10 protein-coding genes and 1 tRNA gene are annotated in these 19609 nt (G+C 35.2%); 9 read left to right on the top strand and 2 right to left on the bottom strand.

Annotation, left to right across the window (positions count from 1 at the left end):
- The first annotated feature begins 4 nt into the window (after nt 1–4).
- From ACEN2F_RS03595 to ACEN2F_RS03555, 9 genes are all read left to right on the top strand, one after another.
- A complete protein-coding gene (locus tag ACEN2F_RS03595; RefSeq protein WP_441736173.1) occupies nt 5–1294 on the top strand; it encodes an FtsW/RodA/SpoVE family cell cycle protein in 1290 nt (429 codons plus the stop codon).
- 39 nt (nt 1295–1333) lie between these two features.
- Entirely contained in the window at nt 1334–2440 is a 1107-nt protein-coding gene (murG, locus tag ACEN2F_RS03590) for an undecaprenyldiphospho-muramoylpentapeptide beta-N-acetylglucosaminyltransferase (RefSeq protein ID WP_441736171.1), read from the top strand.
- Between the two features lie 35 nt (nt 2441–2475).
- A complete protein-coding gene (gene murC, locus ACEN2F_RS03585) occupies nt 2476–3825 on the top strand; it encodes a UDP-N-acetylmuramate--L-alanine ligase (RefSeq protein WP_441736168.1) in 1350 nt (449 codons plus the stop codon).
- Nucleotides 3812–4534, top strand: a complete 723-nt coding sequence (locus ACEN2F_RS03580) for a cell division protein FtsQ/DivIB (RefSeq protein ID WP_441736166.1) — start codon at nt 3812–3814, stop codon at nt 4532–4534. The genes murC and ACEN2F_RS03580 overlap by 14 nt, the downstream gene beginning before the upstream one ends.
- Before the next feature lie 6 nt (nt 4535–4540).
- Nucleotides 4541–5923, top strand: coding sequence for a cell division protein FtsA (ftsA, locus tag ACEN2F_RS03575; RefSeq protein ID WP_441736164.1), 1383 nt, complete (start codon nt 4541–4543; stop codon nt 5921–5923).
- Between the two features lie 51 nt (nt 5924–5974).
- Nucleotides 5975–7909 carry a cell division protein FtsZ gene (gene ftsZ, locus ACEN2F_RS03570; RefSeq protein ID WP_441736161.1) on the top strand — a complete coding sequence of 645 codons (1935 nt, stop codon included), beginning with the start codon at nt 5975–5977 and terminating at the stop codon, nt 7907–7909.
- Nucleotides 7910–8172: 263 nt separating this feature from the next.
- Nucleotides 8173–8622: a GatB/YqeY domain-containing protein gene (locus ACEN2F_RS03565; protein WP_441736159.1), complete on the top strand. Its 450-nt coding sequence runs from the start codon at nt 8173–8175 to the stop codon at nt 8620–8622.
- 72 nt (nt 8623–8694) lie between these two features.
- A tRNA-Arg gene (locus ACEN2F_RS03560) sits at nt 8695–8768 on the top strand.
- Nucleotides 8769–8852: 84 nt separating this feature from the next.
- Nucleotides 8853–9662, top strand: coding sequence for a zinc-dependent peptidase (locus ACEN2F_RS03555; protein WP_441736156.1), 810 nt, complete (start codon nt 8853–8855; stop codon nt 9660–9662).
- Nucleotides 9663–10022: 360 nt separating this feature from the next.
- Here ACEN2F_RS03555 and ACEN2F_RS03550 read toward each other — a convergent pair whose 3' ends face one another.
- A complete protein-coding gene (locus ACEN2F_RS03550; RefSeq protein ID WP_441736153.1) occupies nt 10023–10940 on the bottom strand; it encodes a hypothetical protein in 918 nt (305 codons plus the stop codon).
- Nucleotides 10941–11000: 60 nt separating this feature from the next.
- A complete protein-coding gene (locus ACEN2F_RS03545) occupies nt 11001–19598 on the bottom strand; it encodes a LamG-like jellyroll fold domain-containing protein (RefSeq protein WP_441736150.1) in 8598 nt (2865 codons plus the stop codon).
- Nucleotides 19599–19609: the final 11 nt, after the last annotated feature.

Genomic DNA, 19609 nt, shown 5'->3' with positions numbered 1-19609 from the left:
CACAATGAAGCAACTAATTAACAATTTAAAAGGAGATAAAGTGATTTGGTCATTCGTGGCTTTGTTGGCTTTGTTTTCCTTTATGCCTGTTTTTAGTGCAAGTAGTAATCTAGCTTACCTTGGTCGAGGAACCGGAAACACATTAGGTTATTTAGTAAAGCATTTAGCACATATTTGCATTGGGTTTTTAATTATTTACTGGGTTCACAAAGTACCGTATCATTATTTTCGGGCTATTTCTAAAGTAGGTTTACCTGTTGTGTGGGTCTTACTGGCTTACACTTTAATTAAAGGAACAGTTATTGCCGGTGCAAACGCAAGTAGATGGATTCAGGTTCCGTTTATTGGAGTCACGTTTCAAACGTCAACATTAGCGTCTATGGTGCTGTTTATTTTTGTGGCGCGATACTTGTCTAAAACCAGAGAAGTACCCATCACTTTTAAGTCTTCTATTTGGGAGCTTTGGACTCCTGTGTTCATTACCTTAATGTTTATTTTACCTGCCAATTTTTCAACAACAGCATTGATTTTTTCGATGGTGTTGATGTTGGTTTTTATTGGAAAATATCCCATTAAATACATTGCAGTTATATTGGGTTCAGGAATTGTATTTTTGGCCTTTTTTATTCTGCTTGCGAAAGCATTCCCTGATTCGAAGTTTTTTAGCAGGGTTGGGACTTGGGGGAATAGAATTGAAAGTTTTACCACAGATAAACCAGATGAAGATGATTACCAAATTGAAAAAGCAAAAATTGCAATTGCATCTGGGAAAATTTACGGATTAGGTCCTGGGAAAAGCATTCAAAAGAACTTTTTGCCACAATCTTCTTCTGATTTTATTTTTGCAATTATTGTTGAAGAGTATGGACTTATAGGAGGAATAGGAGTGCTGACTTTGTACCTGTTGTTGCTGTTTAGATTTGTTATTGCCTCGCACAAAGCCAACACGCTTTTTGGTAAATTAGTCGTCATAGGTTTAGGTTTTCCAATGATATTTCAAGCCATGGTCAACATGGCTGTTGCAGTAGAATTATTGCCTGTTACGGGGCAAACGTTGCCTTTAATAAGCAGCGGAGGAAGCTCTATTTGGATGACTTGTTTTGCACTTGGAATCATTATCAGTGTGACTAAGAAAGAAGAGGAGGTTGCCCAGGAATTAAAGGATGCAGCTAAAAGGGAAGAAGCACTTCAGAAATTAATTGATCGGGAATTAGAGGAGGAAACGGCAGTTGAAGAATCCTATTCTATTGAAGATAAGGCGAAAAATCCAATGCAGGCAGTTATAAATAAATAAGTTGTTTTATTAAACAGAACAGCGAGTATTTGATCAAAAATGAAACATTATAAATTCATATTAAGTGGTGGAGGAACAGGTGGACATATCTATCCTGCAATTGCTATCGCAAATGAATTAAAATCTCGTTTTCCAGAGGCTGAATTCCTTTTTGTAGGGGCCAAGGATAAAATGGAAATGCAGAAAGTGCCCCAAGCGGGCTACAAAATAATCGGGTTATGGATTGCAGGATTACAAAGAAGATTCACCCTTGATAATACTCTTTTTCCAATAAAATTGATCAGTAGCTTATTGAAATCACGTACTATAATTAAACAATTTAAACCAGATGTAGTAATAGGAACCGGTGGTTTTGCCAGTGGTCCGTTACTGCAAGTAGCAGCGCTATCTGGAATACCAACACTGATTCAAGAACAAAATTCCTTTCCGGGAATTACCAATAAATTGTTGAGTAAAAAGGCTAACACAATTTGTGTAGCTTATGAGAACTTACAACGCTTTTTTCCAAAAGAAAGGATGATTTTGACTGGAAATCCTGTCCGTAAAGATCTGATTAGTATTGATAGCAAAAGAGAAGAAGCTATTCAATATTTTGGGTTAGATTCTACTAAAAAAACGCTGTTAGTGTTAGGCGGAAGTCTGGGTGCAAGACGAATAAATCAATTAATTGCTAAAGAAATTTTAACTTTTTCAGCCTATAATGTACAAGTTATATGGCAATGTGGGAAATTATATTTTGACGAATATAAACATTTTGAGGAAAATGAAAATATTCAAATTCATTCTTTTATTGATCGCATGGATTTAGTGTATGCTGCTGCAGATATTGTTATTTCTCGAGCAGGAGCTTCTTCTGTTTCAGAATTATGTATTGTGGGGAAACCAGTAATTTTTGTCCCATCACCTAATGTTGCAGAAGATCATCAGACTAAAAACGCACAGGCTATTGTAGATAAAAATGGAGCAATTTTGCTTAAAGAAAATCAGCTGGACACACAATTCAGTCTTGTTTTTGAGTCTTTGATTAATGATCCAGAAAAACAAAAAGAACTGAGCGAAAATATAAAATGTTTGGCTCTGCCGGAGGCGACAAAGAAAATTGTTGACGAAATAATCAAATTAATTCAAATCAAAAAGCGACTTTAAAATTCTAATATTTCAAAACTTCAACACATAATAACATGAACTTAAATCAAATACATAACGTCTATTTTATAGGAATTGGAGGAATAGGGATGAGTAATTTAGCTCGCTATTTCAAGAACTTGGGAAAGCAGGTTTGTGGTTACGATAAAACCCGTTCTGTTCTTACGGATGAGTTAAGCGAAAGTGGTATTTCAATTCATTTTGAAGACAGTATTAATTTGATTCCGAAAGATTTTTATCTTGAAAACACATTAGTGATCGTGACTCCAGCTGTTCCTAAGACGCATTCAGAGTGGATTTATTTCATGGAAAGAGAGTATACAATCAAAAAAAGAGCCGAAGTTTTAGGGTTGATTACAAAAGATACCTTTTGTTTTGCGGTTGCCGGTACGCATGGAAAAACAACTACTTCTGGGATTTTAGGACATATTTTACATGAAAGTGGCGCTGATGTCACTGCTTTTATTGGTGGTATAGTCGAAAATTACAATTCAAATTTAATAGGAAATGGCACAACAGTAACCGTAGTTGAAGCGGATGAATTTGATCGTTCTTTTTTATATTTGCACCCTAATATTGCATGTATTACGTCAATGGATGCAGATCATCTGGACATTTATGGAACTAGTGAATCACTAGAAGAATCTTTTCTTGAATTCGCCTCTAAAATTGAAGATAAAAACAATCTTTTTGTAACAAAAGAATTGCCCTTGGAAGGCGTTACTTGTGCTATAAATGACGTAGCTGATTACAAAGTGTTGAATGTTAGAGTGCAAAATAGTAGTTATGTTTTTGATGTGCAAACACCTACGGATATAATCAAAGACTTATATTTTAGTTTACCGGGTAGACATAATTTAATGAATGCATTAATGGCTATTGCAATGGCAAACGTATTCGGCACCCCAACCGACGCCATTGCAAAAGGCATTGCATCATTCAAAGGGATAAAACGACGATTTTCATATCAAATAAAAACAGATGCGAAAGTCTTTATAGACGATTATGCCCATCATCCAACAGAGATAAACGCAGTGTATCAGGCGATTCGTGAGTTGTATCCACAGCAGAAAGTGTTAGCCGTTTTTCAACCCCATTTGTTTAGCAGAACAAGAGATTTTGCTGATGATTTTGCTAAAAGTTTGTCTGCTTTTGATGAGGTTGTTTTATTAGATATTTATCCAGCTCGTGAATTACCTATGGAAGGGATTAACTCACAAATGTTGATAGAAAAAATGACTAATGAGCATAAAAATGTAGTTTCTAAAGAGGATTTAATTTCAACAATCTTAGCTAGCAATGCAACTATTATTGTAGCCATTGGGGCGGGAGATATTGGAGAATTAGTACCATCCATAAAAAACGCGATATATGAAAGTATTTAATTGGACTAATATTCGATTATTGTTAATGTTTGTGGTAGTGATTTTTCTGTTTTCATTTACTTCAGATCGCAATAATAATAGAAAACTGACTAAATCTGTTGTTGTTTTTGTAGGGGATAACGCTCCTTTTGTACGACAAGAAACGGTTAATAAATTGTTAATAGAAAATAAAAGAGAGGCATCAAGCATTCAAAAACTTAATTTAGATTTGAACAAGCTAGAATCTACTCTGGATGCACAACCGATGATTGAAAAATCACACGTTTTTGTAACAATTGATGGTGTTCTAAAAGCTGTAGTAAAACAAAAAAATCCTATTGCTAGGTTTTTTGGAGACAAAGGCTCTTTTTACATTGATTTCGAAGGGAATAGAATGCCGTTATCAACTAATTTTACAGCAAGAGTTCCGCTTGTTTCGGGGGATTTAAATAAAAAAAATAACGAAGATTTAACTGGTTTACTTCGCATGGTTTATGATGATGAGTTTTTGAAAAAAAATATTATTGGAATACAAATTATGCCAAATGGAAGCTTGAAAATGCTAAACAGAAATTTTGATTATCAAATAGATTTTGGTAAATTGAAAAATGTGGAGCGAAAATTTAAAAATTATAAAGCTTTTTTCCAAAAAGCAGTTTTAGACAGTTCGTTGTATAAATATAAGAAAATTGACCTCCGATTTACGGAACAAGTAGTTTGCACTAAATAATAGATAATGGAAAAAGAGAATATTGCAGTAGGTCTAGATATTGGGACAACTAAGATAGTTGCCATGATAGGCAAGAAGAATGAATATGGCAAACTAGAAATTTTAGGTCTGGGAAAATCTAAAAGTTTAGGAGTTGCAAGGGGTGTTGTAAATAATATTACGCAAACCATACAATCCATTCAACAAGCGATTCAAGAAGCCGAAAATAATTCAGGCTACAAGATAAAAGATGTGGTAGTGGGAATAGCAGGACAGCATATTCGCAGTATTCAACATACTGATTACATTAGCAGAAGTAATCCCGAGGAAGTTATAGGTGGTTATGATATTCAGCTTTTGATTGATCAAGTTAACAAACTAGCGATGTTGCCCGGTGAGGAGATCATCCATGTTTTGCCGCAAGAATTCAAAATTGATGGGCAATCGGAAATTAAAGAGCCCATAGGAATGTACGGCGGAAGATTAGAATCTAGTTTTCATGTTGTAGTGGGTCAGGCATCATCAATACGTAACGTGGGGAGATGTATTCAAAGTTCTGGTATTGAGTTATCAGGATTGACATTAGAACCATTAGCTTCAGCAGATGCAGTTTTGAGTCAGGAAGAAAAAGAAGCAGGAGTAGCGTTAATCGATATCGGTGGCGGAACGACTGATTTAGCTATTTTCAAAGACGGTATTATTCGGCATACAGCAGTGATTCCTTTTGGAGGAAATGTCATAACCGATGACATTAAAGAAGGATGTTCCATAATAGAAAAGCAAGCTGAATTATTGAAAGTTAAATTTGGTTCAGCCTGGCCAGGAGAAAATAGAGATAATGAAATTGTATCTATTCCAGGTTTAAGAGGTAGAGAACCAAAAGAGATTTCGTTAAAAAATCTTTCTAAAATAATTCATGCTCGTGTTGTTGAGATCGTGGACCAAGTTTTTACAGAAATAAAAGCGTACGGTCATGAAGATCCTCGCAAGAAACTAATAGCAGGAATTGTTCTTACTGGTGGTGGAGCTCAATTAAAACACATCAAACAGTTAGTAGAATATATTACCGGGATGGATACCAGAATTGGATATCCAAATGAGCATTTAGCAGGAAACTCAGAGGAAGAAATTTCAAGCCCGTTATATGCCACAGCAGTTGGGTTAGTAATGAAAAGTATTGAGAATAATACACAAAGTGCATTCCGTATTGATGCTATAGAACAACCGCGAATCACAGGCTTTAAAACAGCAGTTGTTGAAAGCCCTGTGTATGAAGCACCGGAAAAGAACGAAGAAGAGGAAGATAAGAGTTCTAAAGAAAAGCAGAATTCTACTGTTAGCAGAATTCAGAAAAATTTCTTTGATCGTTACGTAGATAAGATCAAAGATTTTTTAGATAACGCTGAATAAAAAGAAAAAATATTCACAAGAATTAATAATAAATATCAAAAACCAAATAAAATGATGAGCAACTCAGAATTTGGAAGTATTTCATTTGATTTACCAAAAAACCAATCAAATGTGATTAAAGTTATTGGTGTAGGTGGAGGCGGAAGTAACGCTATAAATCACATGTTCAAACAAGGAATTAAAGGCGTAGACTTTATCGTTTGTAATACTGATTCTCAAGCATTACAAAGTAGTTCTGTACCTAACAAAATTCAGTTGGGGGTACATTTAACAGAGGGACTTGGAGCAGGAGCAAACCCCGATGTAGGGCAACAGTCAGCGATAGAAAGTATTTCTGAGATTGAAAAAATGTTAGATCGCAATACAAAAATGGTCTTTATCACAGCCGGAATGGGTGGTGGTACTGGTACAGGTGCTGCGCCGGTTATTGCACAATTGGCTAAAGAAAGAGATATTCTTACCGTAGGAATTGTGACTTTGCCTTTCTTGTTTGAGGGGAAAGTGCGTCAGGAACAAGCTCTAATTGGTATCGAAAAATTACGCAAGCAAGTTGATTCGTTAATCGTTATCAACAATAATAAGTTAAGAGAAGTATATGGGAATCTTGGTTTTAAGGCAGGGTTTTCAAAGGCAGATGAAGTTTTGGCTACAGCCTCAAGAGGTATTGCTGAAGTAATCACGCATCACTATACTCAGAATATCGATTTAAGAGATGCTAAAACCGTATTGTTTAATAGCGGAACAGCCATTATGGGTTCCTCCGTTTCTTCGGGAGAAAACCGAGCTAAAGAAGCGATTATTGCTGCTTTAGATTCACCCTTATTAAATGATAATAAAATCACAGGTGCCAAAAACGTATTGTTGCTTATCGTTTCTGGAACTAATGAAATAACTATCGACGAAATTGGAGAAATAAATGATCACATCCAAGTAGAAGCAGGTCATAATGCAAATATAATTATGGGAGTTGGCGAGGATGAGTCACTTGGAGATGCTATCGCTGTGACCATAATAGCTACTGGATTTGATGTTGAACAACAAAATGAAATCGTAAACACAGAGCCTAAAAAAATAATACATACACTGGAAGACGAACAAAAAAGTGTACATAATTTAACAAATAAAACGGTATCTGCATTTGATTTGAATATGGAATCGCCAGCGACAAATTCAAATGACAGAGTTGTTTTTGACTTAATAGAAGATCAAGCTGATACTGCTGAAGCACTTCTAATTGCGCCAACTGATAATAAAGAAGATTTGATGACTGTGTCTGAATTTGCTAAAAATCTAGACGTAACTTTTGAAATTGTTGCACCAATCACAAATGTTGATTTTACAATTTCATCTCCTGTGGCAGAGGCCAAAGTAAGTCAGCCTAAAGCTGCTGAAAGACAAGAGCAAACAACATTTTCCTTTGACCTGCCACTTTTTAAAACGGAAGCAGTTGCAGCATTAGAAGAAAATAAAGTCTCGTTAGAATTAAATAATGAAACGCGTGATATAAAAGTAAATGAGGCTGTTCAGTTTGTCCCGGTAACGGAATTGACTGATAACGGAATCATTAAATATTCACTGGAGGAATTTATGGAAGATGAGCCTAATTTTATGGCGAAGACAGCAGTTAAAACGCCTGAAGTTGTTGTTCCGGCTGAGCTCAATATCACAATGAAACAAGTTGAGAGTCTTGAGAAAGCTCCTGTTGACTTTGAAGCAATTTCGCCAACGGAGATGACCATAGAAGAATCCTTGCGAATGAGAGCCGATGAGAGAAGAAAAAAATTAAAGGAATTCAATTACAAGTTTCATAATAATGTTTCGAAAATTGATGAATATGAAAAAGAACCAGCCTACAAAAGATTAGGAATAGACATTTCAAATAATCAAACTAATAATACAAATTCTAGAATTTCTGTTGGAACGGACAGTAATAACGATTTACAGTTGCGTTCAAATAATTCCTATTTACATGATAATGTAGACTAAGGCACATGCTAAACAATAAAAATCCGAAAATCTATTTAGGTTTTCGGATCTTTTATTTTGTGAAATCTGAAGGATACAATCAGTTGCTAAATCCAGTAAATTTAATTAAATTTGCCAAGCATTAATGTGCGAGCTGTGCTGGGTCACGAAAAAGAAAAGGCTGCAAATTGCGATAATCATAGTGCTCTGGAATAGAACAAAACCAGTCTTTTTTTTTATAATTAGAATTTCAATAGTCGATTGACAAATTAACAATACAGAATATGAGTTTATCAGTACAAATCATGGACGAAATTAAAACCGCCATGAGAGCCAAAGATACAGTTGCCTTAGAAGCCTTAAGAGCTATTAAGTCTGAAATTCTATTGGCACAAACCGCTACAGGTTCAAAAGAGGAAATCTCAGCAGATGATGAAATAAAATTACTTCAAAGATTAGTTAAAACCCGCAAGGATAGTGCTAAAATTTTCACAGAACAAAATCGTTTGGATTTAGCCGAACCAGAATTAGCTCAAATTGCAGTAATCGAAAAATTCTTACCAGCTCAATTAAGCGAAGCAGAAGTTGAAGTTGTAATTGCAAAAATAATTGCTGAAACCGGAGCGACAGGAATAGCAGCAATGGGGAAAGTAATGGGATTGGCTGCAGCGCAATTAGGCGGAACTGCTGAAGGAAAGACTATTTCTACAATCGTAAAGAAATTATTGACATAAGAGTAAAGATTCAAGAGTAACGCTTTTTATATAATGATTACAAAACGTTATTCAGTGATCTAAGCTACTATTGACTGCGTAGTTCAACTGGATAGAATATCAGATTTCGACTCTGAGGGTTGCAGGTTCGAACCCTGCCGTGGTCACAAACTCGAATAAAATGCTTCAAAAGGATTCAAGTTAACTTGGCTCTTTTTGAAGCATTTTTTATTTAAAAATAGCTGTAATATATGTCAATTCAGATTTTTATTTGGGTATTTGTAGGTGCGCTATTTCTCTTTTTTATAATTTTTAGAGTTGTAGAACCAGTGTGTGTATTTGTATTCAACAAACCATTATATATTCATTGGTATCCTTTTACAAAGAAATTAAAGGCGAGCCAATATCAAATCTTACTAAACGAGTTTCCATTCTACAGTAGGCTTTCTTCTAAAAAGAAAATGTATTTTGAGCATCGCATAATAGAATTTATCGCCAAGTATAAGTTTCTTGGTAAGAACATTGTGGTCACAGAACAAATGCAAATGCTAATGGCTGGAACTTATGTAATGTTAACTTTTGGCATGAGGAATTATCTTGTGAGTTTCTTTGATAAAATAATAATCTATCCTACCAGTTACTTCTCTACCGTGAATCAAACCTATCACAAAGGAGAGTTTAATCCCAAAATGAAAGCAGTAGTTTTTTCCTGGGAAGACTTTTTTTTGGGACACTCAGTATCAAATAATAACATCAATCTGGGGTTGCATGAGTTTTCTCATGTGCTGCATTTTCATTGTTTGAAAATAAATGATCCCAATACTGTTATTTTTCAAGGTGAGTTTAATGAAGTTCTTCAATATTATAGCAATCCTAGTTTAAACAACATATTGCTTCAAAAAGGTTATTTTAGGGCGTATGCTTATGAAAATCAGTTTGAATTTTTATCGGTAATCTTAGAACATTTTTTTGAAACACCTACTGTTTTTCAATCGCAGCATCCGGATCTTTATATACATATTTCAAGAATGATTAATTTTAAGGAGGAATATTTAAAATAAAAAATGGCGCAATAAGCGCCATTTTTTCTAGAAGTTTGCTAATTTTTTTAGCTTTTGTATAGTTTGAATTGGATTCTTTGCTTTGAAAACAAAACTTCCGGCTATAAAGACATTTGCTCCGAACTCTGAATTGTTTTGCGTTTTCTTAGCCTTGGCATACTTTTGTGTTTATTGTACTGCAGTGGAATGAAAAACAATATGTTTATAATAGACCTTTTCATTAAAAAACTTATTTCACTAATACAAAATCTTCTTGAGGAACACTATTACAAGGTATTGACTCTGCTTTACACCCTGAGAATAAAAACAAAACAATTAGAATTCCAATAATCTTAAAGCTTTTTTTTAAAATTTTCATAGTTATTTTTCTTTTAATATTATATTTATTAGCTTCCACTCATTACCTATTGTTACAATATAAGTTCCTATTTCTAAATCTGAAAAAATAGCCTCTCCATTAAAAATTTGTTTGGTCGAAATAGTTTCGCCGTTGGTTGTTATTACTACTGAAGCTCCTTCTTGTGTAGAGATCACTTTTACCACACCATCAATATTGCAAACAGCATCTTTTTTATAGAACAATGTGGGAGTAGTGGTCGTGGTGACAGTAACTACATAATTAATGAGGCTTGATTCATCTTCAGACAGAACTTCATATGTTATTGTTGAAGTATAATTATCTGTAATTTCGCCCGTTTTTTGTATAGTTTTATTTTTAAACAATTTCGCCCCTTTACTCAAGCTGAACACAGGCTTTAGTGCAGTTAAAGCTTCACTGTCATACAAACTTATGTTGATCTTACCACCGTTAATAACTGAGGAGACACTTTTGATATCTTGAAAATTAAACGTGAGAATTTCTGCCTTATCATTAAGCGAAGGTGCAGCAATGCTATAGGATTGAAATAAATTTCCTTTATGCTCATTTACTTCAAATGTTACTTGGTTGCTTACAGCCAATGTTCTATCAGTTGAACTGTCGTATAATATGAAGGATATCTTTTCTCCTTGTAAATTAGAAAACACGGTGAGGTAGGCATAATAATTTGCCTCTCTATCAACATAAGTAACGCCACTTACTCCTCGGCAGCTACTGCCGACAAATGCAGCAACTTTGTCATTTTTGCCAATTAACTGCTTTCCATCCACATTAAGTTTTGCCACAAAAGTCATGGTGTATTGGTAGTCATTCTCATTTACTGACCAAGTGGGAACCTGAGCTAGTGAGGCTTGGACAGAAAGTGAAAATAGTATAAATAAAAATGCTGTTTTTTTCATAAATAAGATATTTATTCCGGAAAAGGATTCTTAAAATAGGGCTTTTCCGGAATTATTATTTTAGTTTTTTATTATTTTTTCTGTTATTACTTTACCCTTAATTTGTACTTGAAGGAGATAAACACCACTAGGTACCGCAGGACTGATTTTCAATACTGAAGCATCCGAATTGATTTTAAAAGTATCCTCGAATACAACTTGACTAAGCACATTGTAAATTACTACTTTTGCATCTCCTCTTTCTTTGGTTTCAATTGCAATTTCTAGATCATGATAAAAAGGATTTGGGTATATACTTATTTTCTCTTCCAATAAATCAATTAACACTGGATTAGCAATACTACCCAAGATAGCATCTGTAGAAAAAGGAATCGATTTGGTCGTCGTTCGCTTACTTTTTCCTTTACCAATATAAGCAATGAGTGTTTCTGGTTGATTGCCATAAATAGTTATAAAAGCCAGATCTGTACCGTCAATATTTTGAGTCATAGTATTTCCTCTTAATTGGCCAGCCTCATTGTAAAAAGCAAGGCTTTCAAAGCCGCTAGGTAATTTTACAATTGCACTCATCGTATTCGGGAATTGTGCATAATCGAAGGATAACAACTCATTTTCGGTACTGCTAACATAAGCTGTCTTTTGAGTACTCATTTTACCACTTGATGAGTTCAAATATTCAGGATACGTAAACTTTTGGGCTTTATTTGTTTTTAACATATATCCTTCGCTCGCTTTTAAATAAGATAAAGATCCTTTCCAACCCGTTGACTCGCTATAGATTGCAAATAGGGACTGAGACTTTATAAAATCACCCTCACTGGCATTGAGATTAGCTAAAGCATCTGAAACGGTCACATTTTTTGAAACTACAAATGGGAGCCAATTCCAATTTTGATTTAAATCAAAAAACCACGTATTTAAATTTACAGGAACACCTTTAATATTTAATTTTTGTGCTGATGATAATTTTATTTTATACATTTTATTGTTTGAAATACCACCGTTACTTGACACCGTTCCTGACCATCCACTTTCAGCTGGATTGGCTGAGTTAACTTGATAAGCATCAAATAATGCCGGAGCATTTGATTTTATCAAATCCGAAGTGTTGAGGACGAGAGTTTTGGTAAGCGCATTTAAATTTCCGAATCGAGCATCAGTTACGTTGAAAGAGGTCCATGTCCAGCCTTGGTTGAAGGAGATTTGCTGACCAGTTACCTCTGTATTATTAAAAATTGCGGGACTGGTATAGGTTCCAATAACTTCATCTGCCATATATGGAATAGTGAATTCGTTGTTTAAAGTGGCTTCTTTTAATTTTCCATCGGAAGCATCCCAAATATAGAATGAGATATTTTCTCCGCTAACTTCGTTACTATAAACCGTCAGATATACAAGGTATTCCTTAAAACTTGCATCATATATAACACTTGCTTTTCCGCGAACTTCACCGTTTACTGTCGCAACCACCCTGTCATAAAGATCATCCGTAAAAAAAGCACCTAATTTTACTTTTCCAATAATACTCATTGATTGGCTAAACTTGCTGGGATCAATTTCTAATATAGGTTCTTTTTCCAATACCCTTAAGTCTAATTGTATTTTTTCATTATAACCGTAATTAGTATCAAGAGATAAAATAGTATTGTAATTTCCAATTGCCAGATCACTATCCACTGTTACCGTTACTGTCATCTTAGAGTTAGGCGCGATGGTTCCTGAGTTTGTAGATGATGTTAGCCAATTAGGCAACTCAACGATGTATGGCTGGTTTGTTCCACCTCGATTAATTATGGTAATGTCAAATGAGAGATTTTCATTGGTTCTTTTTATTAAATTCACCACATCTGTATGTCCTTCTACAAACCATTTCATAGGGCTTTTATTGATCAAGGCGCTCCATGTGATTGGAGATTGTTGTCTATTATCGGCCATGTCATTAAGGTTAGAAACCGTTATGTAAGCTACTTTTCCTTCTATGCTTGACCAGTCTGTGATTTGTGGATTCAATACTATTTTATCTCCATTTATTACCCCATCCACAACAATGGATTCTGTAGGACGAAAGGGCTTAATAGCAGGAGTTTCATCAGAAAAAGCAAGTGGTTTATTGTTTAATAAAGCATAACTACTTGTTTTTTCAAAAGTGTTTAATGGGTAATAATATTTAGGTCCAAAAGCATTTGCTGTTTCTGGTTTATTAAATGTAGTATATAACAGTAATCCCGTACTGTTAAAATCGAGTTCGTGGTACTGATCCGATTTTATTTGTTCAGCATCTCTTGCTGCTCCCCAAATACATAATTCATCCATTAAACCTACATAATTTTGGTCAATGCTTAAAGGACTTATTTTGCCTCTGGCACCAACGAAAATAGTGCTTGATGTAAATCCACCTAAATCATTACTTGCATAGGATTCTACTTGATTACCGTCAATATACATCCTGATAGATCCATTTCTGGTCAAGCTTAATGCAACATGATGCCAACTATTATTATTTACTTTGATGCTACCAAAAGGAAAATTATTAGCTTCTGCTTGCAATTCAATAGTACCAGCATCCGTTAGACTTATCGCCCATTTGTTTCTATACCCATTGCTTTCGATGGCATCGCTAGCATCACCTTTACCATTAGATAATAGTGTTGCAGCTCCCGTTTGGTTGGTTTTCATCCAAAAAGAAAGTGTTGCATCCATTTCTTTAGATATAATTACTTTGGCTGCTTCTGATATGGAAAGGTAATTAGTCCCGTTAAAATTGTAAGCGGTACCTTTAGGACTAATGTCCCAATTGGTATTAGTAATAGCAAGATGTTTGTATCGTGCCAAATCATTGGCAATTAATCCGTTTCCTTCATTTATAGGCCAATACCCTAAAAGATCTGTTTCGTTACCGTTTAAAATGCTATTCATATTGGCTACCGCAGCTTCTCTTGTTATATTGCGCTTCCAGAATCGGAGATCGTGGAGGTTTCCTTTGAAAGTGTTTCCTCCTACTGTGATTAAATTCTCATTAGTGAAGTTTAATTTTGCGGTAAGCTGTTGTACCTTTTTTTCTATGTCATTTTCAATGATTCTCAAGGTATTTGCCGAAGTACTATAAGAAAAAGCATAATGGTTGAACGTGTTGTCTTTAGCGATTGTGGCACTAATGCTTTGACCGCCAATAGTGTATTTTATGTCACTATCTATCAATTCTATTTTAATTCCATTACTTTGGTTTAACAGGACAGATGTTCCAGAAGGACTCGAGTTTTTTAACCAAAATTCGATACTAAAATCGCCAGTGTTAATAGCTGGTTTGTTAATGGTAGCTGTATTGCTTGAGCCATTAAAAGCTAAAGACACTTCATGTTTTACTGGACTTTGGTTTTTTTGGACTAAAAATTCAAATTTAGTAACTGTACCATTGGTTTTAACGGGTTCATTAAATTGTAAGGTTATATCATCCCCCAAACCTAAAATACCGTTTTTTGGTGTTGGTGTACCAAAAAGAACTGGAGAAGTAAGATCTACGTGTCCTTCTATAATGGCAGACTCGAATGCAGTTTGGTTATTGCAACTTGTACGGCCTCGTAGCTCATAACTTCCATTAGCTAATCCCAGTGCGGCAATATCCCAGGCATAGTTTAATTCAGTTCCTACAATCAATTCGATATTTGTATCTCCACCAGTAAAGGCAATGTCATAATCTTGTTGATTTTTATAATAGGTTCTTAATCCAATCCAATCGGGTGTTCCTTTTAATCTATATTCTAAATTAATTTTTTGGAAACTGGCAAAACTAGTGTTAAAATCGCCCAATTTTATGTTTACCGGTTTTGTTTCATTTCCATTGTAGGCGGTATTTCTATTCAATAGCCAGTTGTTTGATGGCGCAATGATGGCCACTGGAGAACAAGCAGGTACAAAAGTTGCCGATATTAGTACACTATCAGTTGCATTTCCATCGCAAGTTGATTCTAGAGACACTTTTATGTTTTTATAGTCAAACTGGTCTTGTTTAACTTTTTTAAGTGTCATAGTATATGCTATTGTTTTACCAGCTGGAATATTTACGATAGTTCCGTTAGGCTCAATATTTATGGCTGCATTATCAGGGTTTGTAGCTTGATCTACATAAAGTTTAAAACTAGCATCTTTGTTAGCAGTACTTGTATTGCGCAATTGGAGCACAAACTCTGCGTTTCTACCGTCAAATATTCCTGCTACATCGGCTGCTTCTACGGTTATTTCTGGTTTTTCTAACGCAATGGTTGCTACTGTCAACGGTACACGATTTGGTTCAGGTAAATCCATAATTGTAGCTGATGGATTGGTAACATTGGCATGCGTTGGGTTGTAAAAATGAGATAGTTCTGCTCCCTCGTAAGGACAGGAAGTTTGTCCCCCTTTTGTAATAAAGATGGGCCCGTTGCCATCAAAAGCATTGATTACATCAATACTGAAGGTGTTATTTGAATCACCATCTTTTAACGTATAGCTGATATTTGTGGTTTCTTCAGAGTTATCTTCACTTGAACTTCCAGAACCAGACCCGCTACTGGTGGTACTTTCCATACCAAAACCAGTTTCATTAAATGTTGCCCCAACAGACGCAACAACAGCAGCATCTAATTGTAATTCGTAAGAATAAGTGCTGGCACTTAAGCGTCCTATTTCATACCCTTTTGTCAATTCTCCAATACCAGAATCGAATGAAAGGTTTTCGAAAAAAGTTTTATTTAATAAATCTTTCAATTCCTTAGCCGATGGGGATAAAGTATTTGTAACTGGGTCTTTCAAACTTTCTATAATGGCATTTAAAGATGCTTTTAGTTGGTCTTTATCTTTAAGTGCTTGGTATTTGGTCAATTCATTGTTCAGAATTATCTTTCTCCAAAGATTGATCGAGGAAGTATAAGCACTTTTTGAAAGCACACCATTCTGATTTTCAACCAAAGCTCCTGATTCAATTTGACTAATAATATCTAAATATTGTGGTATAATTTCATTTAGAATATGATGTTGAGTGTACATGAACACCGTTTTTTCTGGTGACTCATTAAAATACATCGCCTTATTCACTTTGGGATATATTTTTTTTGCTACCGTATTCGTACCATTAAGATAAGTTACACTAATAGGGGTTGAATTGATTGTTGTTGATGTTATTAACTCATCATAGGTTCCGTAAAATTGATTGGCAGAAGCTCCAATATACAAATCGGCATCGCCTCCAACCCAATCAGGTTCATCGCTGGTAGAAATGGTTTGATTAAAACTATAAGTAGTGCTTACGCTTTTTCCGTTGCTGGAAGATTGCTGCGTACTAACACCAGTTGTTAAATCGTTAGTGCTTTCTGTTTCCATTACAGGCCCTGCTAATCCTCCTCCTACACTCATTTTAAATCCAAGTGAAACTGTAGTATTCAAATCTGTACCATTACTGGAGCTGGATGTGTTTTCTTTAGAAAAACTAAAACTAGAACCTTTCTCTATGGTTGCAGAACTACCCGATCCAGGTGGATCTCTTAATATAATATCCGGCAATTCTGGGCCTGCAGTTACAAAAGTTTGTGAACCATCAGCAACGCCACCAAATAAAATTCCGTCTTTATTATAACCCGTTAACGGATAATCAACTCCATTTGATCTGAATTTTAAATCAATAGTTCGCTTAAAACCTGTTGCTGCATCTGTATTGGGTGTTCCTCCTTTAAAACTATAAGTCAAAATACTTGGATCTGTAGCAGAAACCACAATCTTCTCACTGTCTTCTAAAGCCAAATTATTTGTGGCAATTAAAGTTCCTCCTTCAACTGGAACGGTGTTGATGACAGGTGAACTAGCACTTATATCATAATTATAATATAGTTCCTGTCCTTGAACCTGAACGCTATACTCTCCAAACTGGGTATAAATTGGAGTTTTTTGTTGTGCCGATACCGTGTAGGTAATTCCGCCAGCGATTATTGTTTTATCAGAAGTTTGGCTTAATACCTTTTGCGTCGGGTTTGCGATATGAGCAAATTTAAGCACTTCCTGATAGGGTTGTCCTGTGATAGTATCTTTTCCCTGAATAAATGTTGGATATTGTAATCCTTTTATAGCCATAAAATTGATAGTTCTGTCTGCGTCTAAAATTGGAGTGTTGTCCGGATTTTTGCCACTGGTAAATGTTAAATCGTTTTTAGACAGCATGTAATTTAAGGGCAATAAAGAAACACGGTATTCTCCTGTTTCAATATTAGTCAAAAAGCTGCTTTTATATTCTGGTGTAACACTAGTCGACCCCGTTGGTAGGTAACCGAGGGTTAATTGTGCTTTTCCAATATTGTTTTCAGAAGTATAAATTGTAGATCGACTAACTCCGTTTGCATCTTTATAGGAATATGTTTTTTTACCATCGTAACCAAAACCAATTTTTCTATCGGCTTGTACGGTTCCACCCACGACTCTTCCTACTACAATTACTTTTGTATTGTCAATAAAAGTAATGGGTTCATCACGGTCTTCAAAAAAGTCTTGATAAGTATTGGTATATGTAGTCACTCCGTTCGCTACAGAAGCCTCTTTTGCAGGATATCTTCCGTCAAAATCAAAAGTATGTCCACTTTTGGTTATGCTAATGGCGTGTTTTCCTATAGGTACTTCTATAGTAAATCGACCATTAATATCCGTTTGAATGGCTACATTATTGGCGTCAATTGCTTGTACATTATCAATGCTTACAAAGGCTCCTGGAACAGGTATTTGCGCATATCTATACAGTTTTGTGATTTTCCCCGTAGCATCTTTTTCTGCCCAATATTCTCCTTTTTGGTATTTTACAGTCCCTTTTACATAGGCATTATATACCTCATTATCCTTAATATCTCCTGTTATTGGTGCATCAGAAGTAGTAGGAAAAACACCTCTACTATCATAAACAGCAATCCCTTTAAATACAAAAGAAGAATTATCAATAAAGTCTATTTTATTTACCACTGTAGAGCCTACGCCTAAAAAGGCTATTTGCTGCGAAGGATTAAATTCATGCTTTCCAAGTGAAGGTACAATGGTAAAAGAATCGCCATTACCACTATAGGGAACAGCTGATATTACATAATTACCAAACTCATCTGTTACACCTAAAACACCCAATTGACTGCTAGTTGGGATGTTGTTGCCTGTATTGTCAAATGTTGGTGTTTGAGCAGTGGTTAATAATGAATTGCTTAGTTTGGCATTATTCCCATGAAAATTAAAGCCAGTATGGGCCATGTCATACGCATAATCGCCAATTTTCTCGTTAGCACTGAGGTAGGTGTTCAAAAATGCTTCGTTTCCGTTTAAATAGAGACGGTAATCACGTTGAATTTGAGTAAATTTAAGTGCGGTTTCCCAAACTCTAAACTCATCTAAATAAGCTGCTTTACCACCTCCTATTCTAAAATGAGTCCAAGTTTGTGGTTGCCCACTAGCTGTAGTGTTTAGTTTTACTAGGGTATTTGTACTTGTAAAAGTAACTGTTGGAGGTGTTCCAGTCAAGGTGTTTTGGGCAAAAATACTGTTCATTTTAGCCGCATAAGTCGCAGAAATTAATCGACCATTGATATAAATTTCAGGTATTTTATTATCTCTTATTACCGTGCTAAAATGGGTAAATGAAGTGTTTATATTGGTAATGGGTACTAAAACATCATCTCCTTTATTGTCAATTTCGCCACTTGGAATATAATTATTCAGTGTAATCACATTGGCTCCAATAGATGCGGTCAATACATTTTTTCCGCTTATTAATGCCATTTTCACCTTGAAATCCAAAGCTTGATTGGCGTCACTCTCTAATCTATATAAAGTTAAAAAATCATTGTTAAAACTACTTTCAGGTTTTACCCATGCTTGTAAAGTGATAGAATCTTTCAAACTTGTGTTCAATCTAGGTACAGAAATATAGCCACCCGAAGGTACTTTTAACGAACTACCGATACTTAGTTGGCTACCTGTAGGGTTAGCGACCACTAATACGTCTTTTACTGGGTTTCCACCTGTAAAAGTGATGTTACCAGTAACTACACCTGTTGGATTTCTGTAGCCTATGCCCGTAATGTAAGTAGTGTATAAAATTTCTAAACCATCTACTTCAACTCCTTTTGCGTCTATTTTGTACCTATATAATTTGCCTCCTTCAGTATTGGTATCTACATAGGTACCAGCATCTGCGGCAAGTGTTTTTAGTGATTTTCCCCAATTTGGATTTGGGCTGTCAATATCCTCTGTCCGATATACCGATATACTGATAATTTTTGTTTGGTTCATTTTCACAGCCCAGTTGATTTCTATTCTATCACTGAAATAGCCTTTTGATACCGTAAAAGCGTCTTCCGAAAAAGTATTGTATCGATAACGAATTCCCCAAGGAAAACCTAAATCTTGTTTATATTTTTGGGTAGGATTATTGGTAAATGGCTTATCAGTTACCCCCATATAAGGCATCCCCACCTGTAAACTTACTCTTTGTATGATAAATGTTTTGTCTACGCCATTTACCTTTTGGGTTACTTTGTGATTAAGATTTTCTTTTGCAGAAGCAGCAGCACCAATTACAGTGGCAACCCCTTTTTGTTCTTGACCGAATAGCGTGCTATAGCTTAACAACAGTAAGCATAGCACATAAATGTATTTCGTCATGTGTAGATTTT

The sequence above is a fragment of the Flavobacterium sp. W20_MBD1_R3 genome (assembly GCF_052119725.1).
Classification (GTDB): domain Bacteria; phylum Bacteroidota; class Bacteroidia; order Flavobacteriales; family Flavobacteriaceae; genus Flavobacterium.
The sequence above is the reverse complement of the archived record's forward strand: the minus strand, read 5'-3'. Positions and strand labels throughout refer to the sequence as shown.